The following is a 14,265-nucleotide window of genomic DNA, read 5'->3' on the forward strand; positions in this document are numbered from 1 at the left end:
GAGCCGCCACCATGCGCCGGCTGCTACTGCTGTTGCTGATCACCGTCATCCCGGGCTGCCAGGCCCCCATGCCAGCCGCCAACCCCGAGATGGCCTGGGTCGACCTTTCGCTGCCATTCCCCAACGACCGCGTGCTGCTGGCCGAACGCCTGGACAAGCAGCGCCTGGAGGAAGGCCGCTTCTTCCAGGTCAGCCCTGGCAGCCACGAACTGGTGGTGCGCTTTGACTATGAAACGAACGGTGGAGGAGGCATGAGCATGCTGGGCGGCACCACCGTTCGCCAATGCTACCTCACCCTCGATTACGCCCATTTCCAGGCCGGCCAGCGCTATGTGCTGGAAGCCCGCTCCATGGCCCTGACACCCGAGGCGAGGCTGTACAATGCCGCCCGGGAGATCGTCGCAGAGGTCAGTGAGTTCTACTGCCTGATGTGACCGAGCCCGGTTCATTGACTGTTCGTGAAGGAATTCAACCGTTGTGTGAAGCATGAGTCGTTCGCTGTTCATTTCCCTGGATGGCCCCAAGGGCACCGGCAAGACCACGCTGCTGGAAGCCGTCACCAAAGCGCTGCGGGCGGACAACAGGAAGGTGATCCGCATCTGCGAGAAGAAAAGCGATCCCTACCGGGGCGAAACCATGGTCCTGGTCAACCAGTTCGTCAGGAATCCCTGCCGGGACCTGGAAATGAAGGTTTGTGAGCGCCTGGCGGACAGCCGTGCCTGGATTTCCCGGCACGTGCTGGCCAAGCAGCCGACGGACAGCATCATCCTGATCGATCGCTGGTACCCGTCCGATGCGGCGTTTCGCCGGCTGGTGCCGTTTGCCGAGATCCTGCGGTTGAACATCGAACGCAACGTGCGGGTGCCGGACCTGCATGTAGGCGTTGTCACCGACCCTGAAGTCTCGTGGAGGAGGGCAGCGGCGCGATCGCGCGGCTTGAGCAGCACGGTGATGCACGCACTGGAAGAGCATGTCGCGTGCACCCAAGCGTTCGAGCGGGTGGTTGCCGATCAAGGGTGGGTTTTATGTCGTAACGAAGGAACCCTTGAAGAGGCGACACAGGCGTTGGTATCAGAGATCCGTAGCCTGTTTGATTAACCTGCTCGGAAAGTGCCTTCTTTCGTATCCTCGAGCCACTGCTCATAGGTAATGCGGCTGATGTGTTCTGTGCGGTAGTCCTGGAGGAACGGGTTGTACTTGTTCTCTTCAGTATGGTGATGACGGAAACCACACTTCGACTGTGCGACAAAGGACTGGCTGTTGTTGGCAAAGTAACCACACCACAGCGCTTTGAGCTTCAGGGGTTCGAAGGCGTGTCGCATCACTTCCCGCACGGCTTCGGGAATCAGGCCCTGGCCCCAGTACGGTACTCCGATCCAGTAGGCGATTTCGCCTTCCTGCGCACTGATCTCGAAGTTGCTATCGCCACCGATAAGGATACCGACGCACCCTACCGCACGGCGATTTTCCCTCAACTCGACGGCATAGACCTCAGGGTGATTGAAGACCGTGCGAATGATCTCGGCACTGTTTTCCACACTGGTGTGCTGGGGCCAACCGGCGATGGGGCCGACTCGCTGGTCCTTGGCGAATTCGTACAGATCCGCAGCGTCGGTGTCCCGCCAAGGGCGCAGCAGCAGTCGGGTTGTTTCCAGGCTCATCTCATGTTCTCTGTTGGCTGATCAAGTGGGGAGCAGAGAGTAGGGAGGAAGGCAGGTTCGGTACACATCAGTACCTCGGTGATTTCGGTACTTTTCGAAACTGGATGACCAATGGGTGATAGGATTTATCCCGTTTCAGGTCCTGGCATCTAGAGGTTATGCAGCATATTCCGCAACTTTTTACTGCTGACGATCCCCCGCGCATGGGTGATACCACCCTGGCCGAAGGGCTGGGAGTGCCACTCTCGTTCGGCCACACCTACCTGACGCTGCTGGTCTGCCTGTCCGGGAGCGCCCGCTTCACGCTCAACTTCAAGGAGCATGCGCTCCGGCGCGGTGATGTGCTGCTGGTGGCCGAAGACACTATTGCCTTGCTCAAACGTCGCTCACGCGGATTCAAGGTATTTTTCTGCCTGATGCCAAAAGGTTTCGCTGCGGAGGTCGCCTACCAACTGCCCAACCCCCTGTTCATCTTCTTGCATGAAAATCCACATTGCGTCCCGGCCAGTGATGACAGGCCGTTGATAGAAGGATGGCTGGCGCAGATGCGGGATATCGTGAAGTGCTGCCCGACTTACCGGCACGTCATGCTGCGCAACCAACTGCAGAACCTTTTCCTGAAGATTGCCGAACAGCTTCCAGCTACATACAAAGGCAGCAGGGCGTTCAGCCGCAAGGAAATGCTCAGTTGGCAATTTTGGGACTTGATCGGCAAGCACTGCACCAGGCACCGGGATGTGAAGTTCTATGCCGACGCGCTGAGCATCACGCCGTTCTACCTGTCACAGCTGACCAAAGCGTTTTTCAACGACACCGCCAAAGGCCTGATAGATCGGCAGGTGACCCAGGAAATCAAGGCACTGCTTTCCTACAGCAATCTGGCGATCGGCCAGATCGCCGACGAGCTGAACTTTGTCGATGCCTCTTACCTGTGCCGCTACTTCAAGCGGCAAACCGGTGTTTCGCTGTCTCGCTATCGCCTCCAGGAACAGAAGGAAGCAGGGCAGGCGTGAATCGAGACCGGGCATTTTCACTGTTGTAAGGAAAGTGTTCACGCGTACAGCCGGTTTTTCCCAGGCGCCGGGCACGCCAGACTGGCTGGCAATCAACTGACCAGGAGCTTGACGTGAACACACAAGACCATCCCCTCGTTTCCCTTGCCATCCTCAAGGCCAAGCCAGGCCAGGCGGGAGCGCTGAAAGAGGCCTTGCTGGCCTTGATCGAGCCGACCCGGGCCGAGCCCGGCAACCGTGACTACATGTTGTTCGAGCGCAGCGATGAGCCCGGGACGTTTTACATGCGCGAAGCGTTCGACCATCAACAGGCCCTGGACACCCACCTGGCCACCGAACACTTTCAACGTTTTGCCGAGCAGGCTGACCAACTGCTGGCGGAGCCATTGCAACTGATCTTCCTTGACCCAGTGTCCAGCGTCGTTGCGCCCCATCCCTGACAAGCCTGCGAGTTACCAGGGAATCGGCTGGCCGTCCCAAGCCCAGAAGGTACCGGTCTGTGATGGTCCATGGCGGCCGACGAGTTCGAGGATGCAACGGGCGGCAAACGCTGGCGTGAACAGCTTTTCGATTGGCACATTGCCCTGGAAGGGGCGCGAGAGCTGGGTGTCGGTAGTCCCGGGGTGCAAGGCCAGGACTGTCGACGCGGGATTAAGCCGTTTGAGTTCGATGCTGGCCGTGCGCAACAGCTGGTTGAGCGCGGCCTTGCTGGCGCGATAGCTGTACCAGCCGCCAAGGTGGTTGTCGCCGATCGAGCCGACCCGGGCCGACAGGGCGGCGAAGGTGACCGGCTGCTGGCGCAGCAATGGCAGCAGGTGCTTGAGCAGCAGGACAGGGGCAAAGCAGTTGCTGACGAAGCTGGCCTGCAACCCTGCCATGTCCAGTTGCGCCAGCGACTTCTCGGCGCGTGCCGGAGGCTCGTGGAGCACGCCTAGGGTACTGATGACCAGGTTCAGCTGCGCACAGCTGGCCTGGACCTGCGCCGCCAGGGCTTGCAAAGCCTGTTCATCCCGAGCATCGCAGTCGATGCGCATCAACCTGCGGCCATGTGTCAGGGCCAGGGTATCGAGCAGGGAGCTGCGGGTTGCCTGGCGCGACACGGCGATCAGCAGGCCCACGTCTTCGCGTGCCAGTAGTTGTTCGCACAGGGCTAGGCCGATGCCTTGGCTGGCGCCGCAGACCAGCACATTTGCGGGGCTGGGGAAGTTGGTGATGAGGCTCATCCGAGGTGCTCCCTGACATGAGTCGAGCTGCCCTTAATTTCTATACAGCATTGGAATTTATCTGTACAAAGCCATAATCTTGTACAGAATTTGTTTTCTGTACAGGTTTGTCATGGTTTCTACCGGACGATTGGCCTGCCTCTGCCTGCTGCTGATGTCGCTCGCCGCGGTCGGCGCGGACTGGCGAGCCACGCTTCCGGCGGCGCAACGTCTGGGTGAAGGCGAGTTCACCTGGTTCGGCCTGCGCCTGTACAGCGCCCGTTTGTGGGCCGACGGACCGGTGCTGGACTGGAGCCGGCCATTCGCCCTGGAGCTGACCTACCACCGGTCGTTGTCCCGTGAAACGCTGGTCAAGGCCAGCGTGGAAGAGATGCGCCGTCTTGGCGCCGGCAGCGTCACGGCGCAACAGCTCGACGCATGGTCCCGTGAGATGCAAGCGGCATTCGTGGATGTGCGTCCCGGTATGCGCATCACGGGGGTGTATCTCCCGCAAAAGGGCTGCCGCTTCTACATCGATGGCCGGCTGCGCCATGAAGTGGCCGACGTGGCTTTTGCCCAGGCCTTCTTCGCCATCTGGCTGGACCCGCGGGCCCGGGATCCGCAACTGCGTCAGCGCCTGCTCGGCCTGGCCGGCAACGATCGAGGACACTGAACATGTACAAAGCATTGTTGTTGGCCGGGTGCCTGTTGCTGGGCAGCTGCGGCAACGTCGGCGTCGAGCACTACGCCGGCGAGCAACCCAAGCTGGACCTGGCGGCTTTCTTCTCACGTCCGGTAGAGGCCTGGGGCATGTTCCAGAAGCGTTCCGGGGAGGTAGTGAAACGTTTCCATGTACGTATCGACAGCCGCCGCGACGGCGAGCGGCTGATCCTCGACGAGCAGTTTCTCTACAGCGACGGTACCCGACAGCAGCGCACCTGGACGCTGGTGCCCGATGGTCCTGGTCGCTGGCGTGGCACCGCGGGCGACGTGATCGGCGAGGCCCGCGGCGAGGTGGCCGGCAATGCGTTGCGCTGGCGTTACCAGCTGGACCTGCCGGTCGACGGGAGACACTGGCAAGTGGACCTGGACGACTGGATGTACCTGATGGACGAAGACACCCTGATCAACCGCTCGCGCATGAGCAAGCTGGGCGTGGAGATCGGCCAGATAACCCTGTTCTTCCGGCGCCTGCCGGAGCATGCGCGGTGATTCCGCAGGCGCTCAACGACGCACCGCTAGACGCACCAGCAAGGGGAGGGCCAGGGCCCAGACCGGCACCAGCAGCAAACCCGTGACCACGAGCCCCAGGGGCAAGGCGACATCGGCCAGCCTGGCACCGCCCACGTACGCCAGCGGCCCACCCAGCGCACCGACCGCCGCACCGCGCCAAAACGGCCACCCCGCCCATGCCAGGCTGTGGCGCAAGCCGCTGGCCAGCACTAGCCACAGCAGCGCCAGCCACAAGGGCAGTGGCCATGCCTCGAAACGAAACAAGCCGATCGCCCCCAGCAGGCCATCCAGCATGCAACCGGCCAAGGTCACGCGTAACAGTGCGCCGACTTCGGCGCCGCGGGCCGGGCACAGTTTGAGGTGCACGGCCAGCCCCAGCGGCACCAGCAACAATAGCCAGGGAGCCTTTGCGCCCAGCACGCAAGCCCACCAGCCGATCTGCAGCCACAGCGCATTGGTGATCAGCCAGCCAGAAGGCATCGTCATTGCCCGGGCAACGGTGCCCGCCGCGCCTGGGGCGCGGCCCACAGCAGTTGCGCCACGCCAATGGCCCGTTCCTCGAAACCACCCTGGCAATAGCACAGGTAGAACTCCCACAGGCGCTGGAACGTTTCGTCGTAGCCCAGTGCAGCCAACGTGCTGCGCCCGTGGCGCAAGTTGTCGCGCCAATGCCGCAGGGTCAGCGCGTAGTCGGCGCCGAAATCTTCCAGGTGCACGAGGTTGAGCGCGGTGCGGCGGCTGGCGGTGTCCAGCAACACACTAAGCGAAGGCAGGGCGCCGCCGGGGAAGATGTAGCGCTGGATGAAGTCCACCGAGCGCCGCGACTGGGCATAGCGTTGGTCGCGAATGGTGATGGCCTGCAGCAACATCAGCCCATCGGGCTTGAGCAGTGACGCGCACTGGCGGAAGTACACCGGCAGGTAGCGGTGGCCCACCGCTTCGATCATCTCGATGGAGACCAGCTTGTCGAACGTGCCCGTCAGGTCGCGGTAGTCATCGCACAGCACCGTCACCTGCTGCTCCAGGCCAAGGGCCTTCACCCGTTGCAGGGTGTAGGTGTACTGCGCTTGCGACAGGGTCGTGGTGGTGACCCGGCAGCCGTGGCGGGTGGCGGCGTGGATCGCCAGGCTGCCCCAGCCGCAGCCGATTTCCAGCAGGTGGTCCTGCGGGCTCAGCTCGAGTTTCTGGCAGATGCGCTCCAGCTTGCGCCGCTGCGCCTGCTCCAGGGATTGTCCAGGATGCTCGAACTGCGCGGCCGAATACATCATGGTCGGGTCCAGTAGTTGCTCGAACAGGGTATTGCCCAGGTCGTAATGGGCCAGGATGTTGCGACGGGCACCACGCCGGTTGTTGCGGTTGAGCCGGTGCAGCAGCCGCAGGGCAGGGTGGCCCAGGCGGGCCAGGCCACCCTCGAGGGCGTCGAGCACATCGAGGTTGGCCACGAACAGGCGGGTGACCAATGCCAGGTCCGGGCTGCGCCAATAACCATGGATGTAGGCTTCGCCCGCGCCGATCGAGCCATTGCCGGCGACCAGGCTCCAGGTGGCGTCATCGAGTATCTCTACCTCTGCCTGCAGCGTGCTGCCGGGGTCGCCGAACGCCCACTGCCGACCGTGGCAAAGCAGGCGCAGATGGCCATGGCGCAGCTTGCCCAGCTGGGCGAGCACGGCCTTGCGCGCCAAGCCGCCGAGCAGTGGCGCCAGGCCCGCGGACTTGCTAACGCTCAGGGTGGGAGTCGACATGATCGGGGTCCTCGCAAGGGTGGCCGAGCGCCAGGTTGCCCCGGCTGGCGGTGTGGTCGTGAATGGGCGTGCGTTTGATGAACAGGCGCAGGGCTTGCCAGTAGATGGCCGAGACGGTGCGCAGGCTGATCCAGGGGAAGGCCAGCACGTAGTCGCGCACGGCCTTGCGATCCAGCGGCTGGCGCTTCAGGGCCAGGTCGGCCTCGAACACTTTTTGGCTGCCTTGCCAGTTCTCCATGTGGATGCGCACCTGTGCCTGGCCCAGGTGAAAGCCCACGCGATAGTCCATGTCCAAGGGCATGAACGGCGACACATGAAAGCGCTTGGCCATGGCGAAGGTTTTCACCAGGTCGCCTTGCACCGGCAGCACATAGTGGAAGCGCTGGCGCCACGGGGTATTGCGCACCTCCAGCAGAATCGCCGCCAGGTGCCCGGCGCGGTCATGGCAGAAGTAGAAGCTCACCGGATTGAACGACAGCCCCCAGCAGCGCAGCTGGGTCAGCAGGTGCACCGGCCCGTCGGGCATTTGCCCCGTGGCCTGGCGCACCAGCAGGCGCGCGGCCTGGGCCAGCGGCTGGCCTTGGCGGGTGAGCGCCGGCAGGTAGTCGGTTTCCCGCCAGCACAGCGGGGCCAGGCGCCAACGCCCCAGCCAGCGAGACAAGCCTATCAGCCAGGCTTGTTCGTCCAGATCCAGGTAGAACAAGCCGATCCGGTAACGGAAGGCATGGGGCCGCGGACTCAGGCGCCGATGACTGAGCCAGCCCAGGCACAGGCCACTGTTCACAGCTGCTCTCCAAAATGCCTGGCCACCTGCAACGCGCTGACCACGCCGTCCTCGTGGAAGCCGTTGCCCCAGTAGGCGCCGCAGAAGTAGCTGTGCTGTTGGCCTTGCAGTTGTGTCTGCCGGGCCTGCGCGGCGGATGCCGCCAGGCTGTACTGCGGGTGGGCGTAGCTGAAGCGGGCGAGGATCTGCGCAGGGTCGATCAGCGCGGTCTGGTTCAGGCTGACGCAGAAGGTTGTCGCTGCCTGGAGGCCCTGCAGGATGTTCATGTTGTAGGTCACCGCGGCCGGCGCCTGCTCCGGGCCGCCCAGGCGGTAGTTCCAACTGGCCCAGGCGTTGCGGCGGCGCGGCAGCAGGCGGGTATCGGTGTGCAGCACCACGTCGTTGTCGGCATAGCCGATGGCACCCAGCACCGAGCGTTCGTGCACGCTCGGCGCTTCCAGCAACGCCAGCGCCTGGTCGCTGTGACAGGCGAACACCACATTGTCGAAGCGCTCGGTGCCGGCGTCGCTGACCAGGGTGACACCCCCTTCGTCGCGGCCGACCCGGTGCACCTTGCAGTCAAGGCGGATGCGTTCGGCGAAGGGGCGGCACAGCGGGGCGACATAACTGCGCGAACCGCCCGCGACGACACGCCACTGCGGGCGCTGGTTCACCGACAGCAAGCCGTGGTTGCGACAGAAGCGCACGAAGAACGCCAGCGGGAAGCCGAGCATGTCGGCACGGGACATCGACCAGATCGCCGAGCCCATGGGCACGATGTAATGTTCGATGAAACGCGGGCCGTAACCGCGCTCGTGAAGGTACGCGCCCAAGGTGGTGGTGGCGTCGATACGCTGTTGTTCGAGGTCGGCGAGGGCCTGCCGGTTGAAACGCAGGATATCGCGCAGCATGCCCCAGAAGCCCGGCGACAGCAGGTTGCGGCGCTGGGCGAACAATGTGTTCAGGTCGTGCCCGTTGTATTCCAGGCCACTGCGCGGATCATGCACGGAGAAACTCATCTGGGTCGGCTGCGAGGCGACCCCGAGCTCTTCGAGCAAACGGATGAAATGCGGGTAGGTCCAGTCGTTGAAGACAATGAACCCCGTGTCGATGGCATACCGCTCACCGCGCCACACCACGTCGACGGTGTGGGTGTGGCCGCCGACCCAGCCGGCGGCCTCGAATACCGTCACTTCGTGCTTGCGCGACAGCAGGTAGGCGCAGGTCAGGCCGGCGATACCGCTGCCGATGATGGCTATACGCATGGTTGCTCAGTCCGCTTCTCGGCGCGCCAGACGCCGGCCCAATGCCAGGCGCGCCCGCGCCGGCAGCGCCCCGAACAGGCGCAATCCCCAGGTGAACAGGCTCGGAAAGTTGATTTCCAGCGGCCGGCGCGGCAGCCGCCTGGCGATATGCCGGGCGGCGCGCTGGGCCGACCACAGCTGCGGCATCGGGAAATCGTTGCGCCGGGTCAGCGGCGTGTCGACGAAGCCTGGATTGACCAGCGTGACGTCGATGCCGGCTTGCGCCAGGTCGATGCGCTGCGACTCCACCAGGTAGCGCACGGCGGCCTTGGACGCGCCATAGGCACCGGCCCGTGGCAGGGCCAGCCAGGTCACCGAGCTGCCCATCACCACCAGGTGAGGACGTGCGCCGGCCCGCAGCAGGGGCAGGGCGGCCGCCAGGCAATGACTGAGGCCCAGCAGGTTGGTGCGCATCACGCGCTCGACCAGCGCCGGGTCGAAGCGCCCGGGCTCCAGGTATTCGCAGGTACCGGCGTTGAAGATCGCCATGTCCAGGGCGCCCCAGGCCTGGCGAATGCGGTCTGCTATCTGCGCGACCTGCGCCGGATCGTCCAGATCGCCGTTGGCCAGCAGCACCTGCCCGGGAAAGCGCTCGGCGAACGGCACCAGTTGCTCGGTCCGGCGCCCGCCCAGGGCAACCTGGTGGCCTTGCTCCAGCAGGCACTGCGCGAGCGCCGCACCGATGCCGCTGCTGGCACCGGTCAACCAGCAGCGGCTCATGCCAACCGCCCCTTGAGCCAGCGAATCGCCCCGCCCATCAGCGGAATATGCTCGTAGAGCAGGGCGCCGGCGTCGAAGAAATCCTGGTGGAAATACACCCGGTCCCGCCATTGCAGGTAGCTGCAGCCTTGCAGGGAAACCGGGCGACCGCCGGCCAGCCGCGGGTGACGAAACTGCAGGGTCCAGCGCAAGTAGCCCTGCCCGGACATCACCTCGTCGGCACCGGCGAAGACATAGCGGATGTCATGGGCGTTGGCGTACAGCTGGGCGAAGTAGGCCCTCAGGTCCTTCAGCCCATCGATCCGATGCAGAGGGTCGCGGAAAGTGATGTCTGCGCTGTACAGGTTTTCCAGCGCATCGAGGTGGTCCCCATCGAGCTGGGCAAAGCGCTCGGCGAATTGCTGCAAGTACGTTGACATGCTCGGCTCCGGGCAATCCTGTACAACTTGGTATTTCTGTACAGGTATATTGGAAGCCTACGATTAAATCTGTACAAGTCAACGTTCTTGTACAGATATTTTGCTCAGCGCCCAGCCGCCTCCAGTTGACGACGCAGGTCGGCGACCTCGGCTTCCAGCTCGCGCACCCTTTGCTCGGCGGCGACCTGCGCCGAAACGTCGTGCTGGATGCCGATGTAGTAGGTCAGCTGGTCGGCCTCGTTGCGCACCGGGGTGATGGACAATTCATTCCAGAACAGGCTGCCGTCCTGGCGATAGTTGCGCAGCACCTGGCGGCAGGGCTGGCCCGCGCGGATCGCCTCGCGGATCGCGGCGATACCCGGCTGCTGCTGATCCTGGCCCTGGAGGAAGCGGCAGTCCTGGTAGAGGATATCGTCCGCGCAGTAGCCGGTGAGGCGCTCAAAGGCGGGGTTGGCGTAGATCAGGATGCTGTCGTGGCCTTCCTGCTCGGCGACGACGATGCCATCGTTGGAGTGCTCGACCATCAGTTGCAGGAGTTTTGCGTTGATCATTGCGGCCACCCGTAAAAAGCCTGAACGGTAAGCCGGTACTGTGCGAAGCGCCGGCGCGATTCGCTACATAATGGCCTACCTGCGCTCCCCGCAGAAAGAGCCTATGGGTTTAGAATGTGTCACCTCTGCGACGAACCCTCGTGATGACCGAAGCCACCTCACCCGATTTACTGCCCATGCGCGACGTGGTCAGCCTGACCGGCATCAATCCGGTGACCTTGCGTGCCTGGGAGCGGCGCCACGGGCTGATCCGCCCGCAGCGCACCGAAGGCGGCCATCGCCTGTACACGCCCGGCGACGTTCAGCGTATCCGCGACATCCTGCACTGGACAGCCAACGGCCTGCCGATCAGCAAGGTCGGCGAAATGCTCGCCGCCCAGCGCCAGGTGCCCGTGCAGCAGGATTCGGCCTTCCACGACTGGCGCGCCACCGTAAAACGGGCCGCGATGGCATTCGATGCACGGGCGCTGGAAGGTGTCCATGGCCAGCTGTTCACGCTCCTGCCCAAGGCCACCGTGCTGCGTGAGGTGCTGCTGCCGGTGTGGCAGGAAATGGCGGCAGGCAGGGCTTTCGGGGAACGCAGCCAATGGGTGTTCCTCGACACCTTCCTGCGCGCCCGGCTGCTACTACGCCTGCAGATGAACCAGGCCGATGCGCCAAGGGTGCTGCTGGCCGGTACCGAGGGGCATGCCGAACTGCCGTTGCTGTGTACCGGCCTGCTGCTGAGCACCGAGCAACAGCGCGTCGACGTGCTCGGCTGCGGGCAGCCGCTGGAGGAGCTTCCCCTGGTGTGCGCGGCGACCCAGCCGGCGGCGCTGGTAATCACGGTGCAGGGGCCGGTGAGCGCCGGCCTGGCCAGGCGACTGCGCACGTTGCAGATGGAGATTGCCTGCCCGCTGGCCCTGACCGGGGTGGCGGGTTCGCAAGCGGCGTTGCAAGGCATCCCGCTGCGTGTGCTGGACGAGCAGGGGGATGATGTGGCGGGGATGCTCAACGCCTTGCTCAGGGGAGCCCTGGATCTCTGAAAGCAGGGCGCAGGGCCAGCAAGCGCTTGATCCGGTATCGGCACCTACTCCGGCAACCCTGCCCGACGCAGTCCCTCAGCCAGCAGGGCAAGATCTTCATCCCGATAGATCGGCAGCCAGTCCCTGAGTTGCGAAACCCTTAGGTTCGGGTCCAGCTCACGCAGCCTGGTCATGGCCTGTCTGGCCTCGTCCTCCCGCCCCAGGTGCGCCTGGCTGGCCGCGACCAGCACGGTGGCGGCCAGCAGGCTGGACAGATTGCCCAAGGCCTTTTCGGCCCAGCCCAGGGCGTAGTCGAAGCGCCCGGCAAAAAAATGGGCCAGGGCCATGCCCACGTGCATCCGGAACATTTCCGGATCCAGGGGGCTCAGGCGTGCCGCGTGTTCCAGGTTGGCGATGGCCACCTCGGCCTCGCCGCGCAGCGCGCGCAGGATCCCGCCAAGGAACCAGGCCGGCGCCAGGTTGGGGTTGAGCAGGCGGGCGCGGTCGAGCAGGGCGATACCTTGATCGAGGTCCCTGGCCAGGTGGCCCAGCGCATGGCCGCCGCGAGTCAGGGCAACGGCGTCGTCGCGGCCGAGCTCGACTGCCAGCCTGGCCAGCCGCGCGCCTTCGGCAATCTCACGCGGGCGATCGGCCATCCAGCCGTTGAGCTTGCGCCAGAAATGACACCAGGCAGCCATGCCGTAGGCCGAGGCGAAGTCCGGGTCCAGCTCGATGGCGGTGTAGAACAGCGCCAATGCCTGCTCCACAGCCTCGCGCGTGCCGATGTGCAGCTTCGCGGTGCCGCGCAGGTAGTAGTCATAGGCGCATAGGCTGTCGGTGGGCTTGCGCTTGGCCCGCTCTATCTCGGCGCGCTCGAGCTGTGGCGCGATCGCCCCGACCACGCTTTCGGCAACCTGGTCCTGGAGTTCGAAGATATCGTCGAGCAGGCCTTCGAAGCGTTCCGCCCAGATATGCGTACCGCTGGTGGCGTCGATCAACTGGCCGGTGATACGGACTCTGTTCGCCACTTTGCGCACGCTGCCTTCGAGCACATAGCGCACTCCAAGGGTGTGCCCCACCTCGATGATGTCGACTGGGCGGTGCTTGAAGGTAAAACTGGAGTTGCGGGCGATGACGAACAGCCAACGGATGCGCGACAGGGCAACGATGATGTCTTCGACGATGCCATCGGCAAAGTAGTCCTGCCCGGGGTCGCCACTCAGGTTGTGGAAGGGCAGGACGGTGATGGACGGTTTGTCCGGCAGGCTGAGGTTTTGCTCCGCGGTCTGCCCGGCGGGCTCAGTGGGGGGCTGTTCGAGGCCAGGAACTTCCCGGGCTTCACCGACGAAGCGATAGCCCTTGCGGGCGACCGTGCGCAGCAGGCGCTGGGCCTCGCCAGAGTCGCCGATGGCCTTGCGCACGGCATTGATATGGCTGGTGACCGTCGACTCGGAGACCACCCGCCCGCTCCAGACCTTCTGCAGCAACTCGTCCTTGCTGATCACCCGGTCACGCTGGCTCACCAGCAGCAACAACAGATCGAAGACCTGCGGGCCGATGGTCACCACCTGGCCGCGCAGGGCCAGTTCCCGGCGCTGTTGATCGAGCACGTAGTCTTCAAACACGAATTGCAACGTCTTGTCCCCTGGCCGAGCGCCTTAGGCATCGTGTCCGAGGCGATTGCTTCATAAGTGTCGCCGTCGATGATACGGCAGCGCGAAACGGCCTGCACTGTCCGCACGGGCTTGGACGCAAAACCAAGCTTTCTTGAAGGTAAATACAGCCTCCCTGCAAAGACTCCCAAGGGCCCGGAGCGCATCTTGATCCTGCATCGACGGCAACGGTTGCGGTCGAGAACAGGAGAGACCCCATGAAGATCGTTGTCATTGGAGGCACCGGCCTTATCGGCTCGAAACTCGTCAAAAGCCTGAGTGAGCGCGGCCATGAAGCCGTGGCGGCGGCGCCCAGTACAGGGGTCGACAGCATTACCCGCGAAGGGCTCGCCGCGGCCATGGACGGTGCGGACGTGGTCGTCGATGTCGCCAACGCGCCGTCCTGGGAAGACCAGGCCGTGCTGGAGTTCTTCCAGACATCGACCCGCAACCTGCTGGCCGCCGAGGCGGCGGCCGGGGTTCGCCACCATGTCGCGTTGTCGATCGTCGGTTGCGAGCGCCTGCCGGAAAACGGCTACTTCCGCGCCAAGGTCGCCCAGGAGGCGATTATCAAGGGCTCGAGCATCCCCTACACCGTGCTGCGGGCCACGCAGTTCTTCGAATTTGTCGGCGGCATCGCCCAGGCGGCCACCGTGGCTGATGAGGTGCGCCTGTCGCCGGCGCTGATCCAGCCGATGGCCTCGGCCGACGTGGCGGCGGCGCTGCTCGAGGTGGTACTGGCGGCGCCGGCCAACCACACCGTCGAGGTGGCCGGCCCAGAGGCCATGCCCCTTGACGAGCTGGTCCGACGCTTCCTGCGCCTGACCGGCGATGCGCGCAAAGTCATCCCGGACGTGCATGCCCGCTATTTCGGCGCCGAGCTCGATGACCAGTCGCTGACACCGGGTAGCGCGGCGCGCCTGGGCAAGACTCGCTTCGAGGACTGGCTAGCGCGTTCCTGACAGACAGCTGTTCCCACTTCAAACAACCCAGGAGTCCAT

Annotated in this window: 18 protein-coding genes; 8 read left to right on the forward strand and 10 right to left on the reverse strand. The window is 64.3% G+C overall.

The window, feature by feature from the left end; translation table 11 throughout:
* The first annotated feature begins 11 nt into the window (after positions 1 to 11).
* Together ACODS9_RS04545 and ACODS9_RS04550 are read left to right on the forward strand one after the other, a co-directional pair.
* Positions 12 to 434: a PA0061/PA0062 family lipoprotein gene (locus ACODS9_RS04545; protein WP_489093351.1), complete on the forward strand. Its 423-nt coding sequence runs from the start codon at positions 12 to 14 to the stop codon at positions 432 to 434.
* 52 nt (positions 435 to 486) lie between these two features.
* Positions 487 to 1,098: a dTMP kinase gene (locus ACODS9_RS04550; protein WP_489093352.1), complete on the forward strand. Its 612-nt coding sequence runs from the start codon at positions 487 to 489 to the stop codon at positions 1,096 to 1,098.
* Here the strand turns inward: ACODS9_RS04550 and ACODS9_RS04555 are convergent.
* Positions 1,095 to 1,661 (reverse strand): GNAT family N-acetyltransferase, encoded by a 567-nt coding sequence (locus ACODS9_RS04555; RefSeq protein ID WP_489093353.1) that lies wholly within the window; start codon positions 1,659 to 1,661, stop codon positions 1,095 to 1,097. The genes ACODS9_RS04550 and ACODS9_RS04555 overlap by 4 nt on opposite strands.
* 158 nt (positions 1,662 to 1,819) lie before the next feature.
* On the opposite strand from ACODS9_RS04555, the gene ACODS9_RS04560 reads away from it, so the two are divergent.
* Together ACODS9_RS04560 and ACODS9_RS04565 are read left to right on the forward strand one after the other, a co-directional pair.
* On the forward strand, positions 1,820 to 2,674 hold the full coding sequence (locus ACODS9_RS04560) for a helix-turn-helix domain-containing protein (RefSeq protein WP_489093354.1): 855 nt from the start codon (positions 1,820 to 1,822) through the stop codon (positions 2,672 to 2,674).
* Between the two features lie 113 nt (positions 2,675 to 2,787).
* The gene (locus ACODS9_RS04565; RefSeq protein ID WP_489093355.1) at positions 2,788 to 3,114 is read left to right on the forward strand and encodes a putative quinol monooxygenase; all 327 of its coding nucleotides are present in this window, start codon (positions 2,788 to 2,790) and stop codon (positions 3,112 to 3,114) included.
* A 12-nt stretch (positions 3,115 to 3,126) separates the two neighbouring features.
* Here ACODS9_RS04565 and ACODS9_RS04570 read toward each other — a convergent pair whose 3' ends face one another.
* A complete protein-coding gene (locus ACODS9_RS04570; RefSeq protein ID WP_489093356.1) occupies positions 3,127 to 3,897 on the reverse strand; it encodes an SDR family NAD(P)-dependent oxidoreductase in 771 nt (256 codons plus the stop codon).
* 112 nt (positions 3,898 to 4,009) lie between these two features.
* Between ACODS9_RS04570 and ACODS9_RS04575 the strand changes: the two genes are divergently transcribed.
* Both ACODS9_RS04575 and ACODS9_RS04580 read left to right on the forward strand, forming a co-directional pair.
* Positions 4,010 to 4,549, forward strand: a complete 540-nt coding sequence (locus ACODS9_RS04575; protein WP_489093357.1) for a chalcone isomerase family protein — start codon at positions 4,010 to 4,012, stop codon at positions 4,547 to 4,549.
* A 2-nt stretch (positions 4,550 to 4,551) separates the two neighbouring features.
* Positions 4,552 to 5,088 carry a DUF3833 domain-containing protein gene (locus tag ACODS9_RS04580; RefSeq protein ID WP_489093358.1) on the forward strand — a complete coding sequence of 179 codons (537 nt, stop codon included), beginning with the start codon at positions 4,552 to 4,554 and terminating at the stop codon, positions 5,086 to 5,088.
* Positions 5,089 to 5,100: 12 nt separating this feature from the next.
* On the opposite strand, the gene ACODS9_RS04585 is transcribed toward ACODS9_RS04580, so the two are convergent.
* From ACODS9_RS04585 to ACODS9_RS04615, 7 genes are all read right to left on the reverse strand, one after another.
* A complete protein-coding gene (locus tag ACODS9_RS04585; RefSeq protein WP_489093359.1) occupies positions 5,101 to 5,589 on the reverse strand; it encodes a DUF2878 domain-containing protein in 489 nt (162 codons plus the stop codon).
* Between the two features lie 2 nt (positions 5,590 to 5,591).
* Positions 5,592 to 6,851 carry a class I SAM-dependent methyltransferase gene (locus ACODS9_RS04590; protein WP_489093360.1) on the reverse strand — a complete coding sequence of 420 codons (1,260 nt, stop codon included), beginning with the start codon at positions 6,849 to 6,851 and terminating at the stop codon, positions 5,592 to 5,594.
* On the reverse strand, positions 6,826 to 7,635 hold the full coding sequence (locus tag ACODS9_RS04595; protein WP_489093361.1) for a DUF1365 domain-containing protein: 810 nt from the start codon (positions 7,633 to 7,635) through the stop codon (positions 6,826 to 6,828). The genes ACODS9_RS04590 and ACODS9_RS04595 overlap by 26 nt, the downstream gene beginning before the upstream one ends.
* Positions 7,632 to 8,879, reverse strand: coding sequence for an NAD(P)/FAD-dependent oxidoreductase (locus ACODS9_RS04600; RefSeq protein ID WP_489093362.1), 1,248 nt, complete (start codon positions 8,877 to 8,879; stop codon positions 7,632 to 7,634). The genes ACODS9_RS04595 and ACODS9_RS04600 overlap by 4 nt, the downstream gene beginning before the upstream one ends.
* Before the next feature lie 6 nt (positions 8,880 to 8,885).
* Entirely contained in the window at positions 8,886 to 9,638 is a 753-nt protein-coding gene (locus ACODS9_RS04605) for an SDR family NAD(P)-dependent oxidoreductase (protein WP_489093363.1), read from the reverse strand.
* Positions 9,635 to 10,057 (reverse strand): nuclear transport factor 2 family protein, encoded by a 423-nt coding sequence (locus ACODS9_RS04610; protein WP_489093364.1) that lies wholly within the window; start codon positions 10,055 to 10,057, stop codon positions 9,635 to 9,637. Before ACODS9_RS04610 ends, ACODS9_RS04605 begins: the two co-directional genes overlap by 4 nt.
* 104 nt (positions 10,058 to 10,161) lie before the next feature.
* Positions 10,162 to 10,608 carry a PAS domain-containing protein gene (locus tag ACODS9_RS04615; RefSeq protein WP_217865889.1) on the reverse strand — a complete coding sequence of 149 codons (447 nt, stop codon included), beginning with the start codon at positions 10,606 to 10,608 and terminating at the stop codon, positions 10,162 to 10,164.
* Between the two features lie 143 nt (positions 10,609 to 10,751).
* On the opposite strand from ACODS9_RS04615, the gene ACODS9_RS04620 reads away from it, so the two are divergent.
* Positions 10,752 to 11,633, forward strand: a complete 882-nt coding sequence (locus ACODS9_RS04620) for a MerR family transcriptional regulator (protein ID WP_489093365.1) — start codon at positions 10,752 to 10,754, stop codon at positions 11,631 to 11,633.
* Positions 11,634 to 11,677: 44 nt separating this feature from the next.
* Here the strand turns inward: ACODS9_RS04620 and ACODS9_RS04625 are convergent, their stop codons facing one another.
* Positions 11,678 to 13,246, reverse strand: coding sequence for a winged helix-turn-helix domain-containing tetratricopeptide repeat protein (locus tag ACODS9_RS04625; RefSeq protein WP_489093366.1), 1,569 nt, complete (start codon positions 13,244 to 13,246; stop codon positions 11,678 to 11,680).
* Positions 13,247 to 13,482: 236 nt separating this feature from the next.
* On the opposite strand from ACODS9_RS04625, the gene ACODS9_RS04630 reads away from it, so the two are divergent.
* Entirely contained in the window at positions 13,483 to 14,226 is a 744-nt protein-coding gene (locus tag ACODS9_RS04630; RefSeq protein WP_489093367.1) for an SDR family oxidoreductase, read from the forward strand.
* Positions 14,227 to 14,265: the final 39 nt, after the last annotated feature.

This window comes from Pseudomonas sp. FG36, assembly GCF_057809275.1.

What these genes read in the sequence shown, in the direction of transcription:
- ACODS9_RS04545 (WP_489093351.1), top strand. Translation starts at nt 12, where the DNA reads ATGCGCCGGCTGCTACTGCTGTTGCTGATCACCGTCATCCCGGGCTGC.
- ACODS9_RS04550 (WP_489093352.1), top strand. Translation starts at nt 487, where the DNA reads ATGAGTCGTTCGCTGTTCATTTCCCTGGATGGCCCCAAGGGCACCGGC.
- ACODS9_RS04555 (WP_489093353.1), bottom strand. Translation starts at nt 1,661, where the DNA reads ATGAGCCTGGAAACAACCCGACTGCTGCTGCGCCCTTGGCGGGACACC.
- ACODS9_RS04560 (WP_489093354.1), top strand. Translation starts at nt 1,820, where the DNA reads ATGCAGCATATTCCGCAACTTTTTACTGCTGACGATCCCCCGCGCATG.
- ACODS9_RS04570 (WP_489093356.1), bottom strand. Translation starts at nt 3,897, where the DNA reads ATGAGCCTCATCACCAACTTCCCCAGCCCCGCAAATGTGCTGGTCTGC.
- ACODS9_RS04575 (WP_489093357.1), top strand. Translation starts at nt 4,010, where the DNA reads ATGGTTTCTACCGGACGATTGGCCTGCCTCTGCCTGCTGCTGATGTCG.
- ACODS9_RS04580 (WP_489093358.1), top strand. Translation starts at nt 4,552, where the DNA reads ATGTACAAAGCATTGTTGTTGGCCGGGTGCCTGTTGCTGGGCAGCTGC.
- ACODS9_RS04585 (WP_489093359.1), bottom strand. Translation starts at nt 5,589, where the DNA reads ATGCCTTCTGGCTGGCTGATCACCAATGCGCTGTGGCTGCAGATCGGC.
- ACODS9_RS04590 (WP_489093360.1), bottom strand. Translation starts at nt 6,851, where the DNA reads ATGTCGACTCCCACCCTGAGCGTTAGCAAGTCCGCGGGCCTGGCGCCA.
- ACODS9_RS04600 (WP_489093362.1), bottom strand. Translation starts at nt 8,879, where the DNA reads ATGCGTATAGCCATCATCGGCAGCGGTATCGCCGGCCTGACCTGCGCC.
- ACODS9_RS04605 (WP_489093363.1), bottom strand. Translation starts at nt 9,638, where the DNA reads ATGAGCCGCTGCTGGTTGACCGGTGCCAGCAGCGGCATCGGTGCGGCG.
- ACODS9_RS04610 (WP_489093364.1), bottom strand. Translation starts at nt 10,057, where the DNA reads ATGTCAACGTACTTGCAGCAATTCGCCGAGCGCTTTGCCCAGCTCGAT.
- ACODS9_RS04615 (WP_217865889.1), bottom strand. Translation starts at nt 10,608, where the DNA reads ATGATCAACGCAAAACTCCTGCAACTGATGGTCGAGCACTCCAACGAT.
- ACODS9_RS04620 (WP_489093365.1), top strand. Translation starts at nt 10,752, where the DNA reads ATGACCGAAGCCACCTCACCCGATTTACTGCCCATGCGCGACGTGGTC.
- ACODS9_RS04630 (WP_489093367.1), top strand. Translation starts at nt 13,483, where the DNA reads ATGAAGATCGTTGTCATTGGAGGCACCGGCCTTATCGGCTCGAAACTC.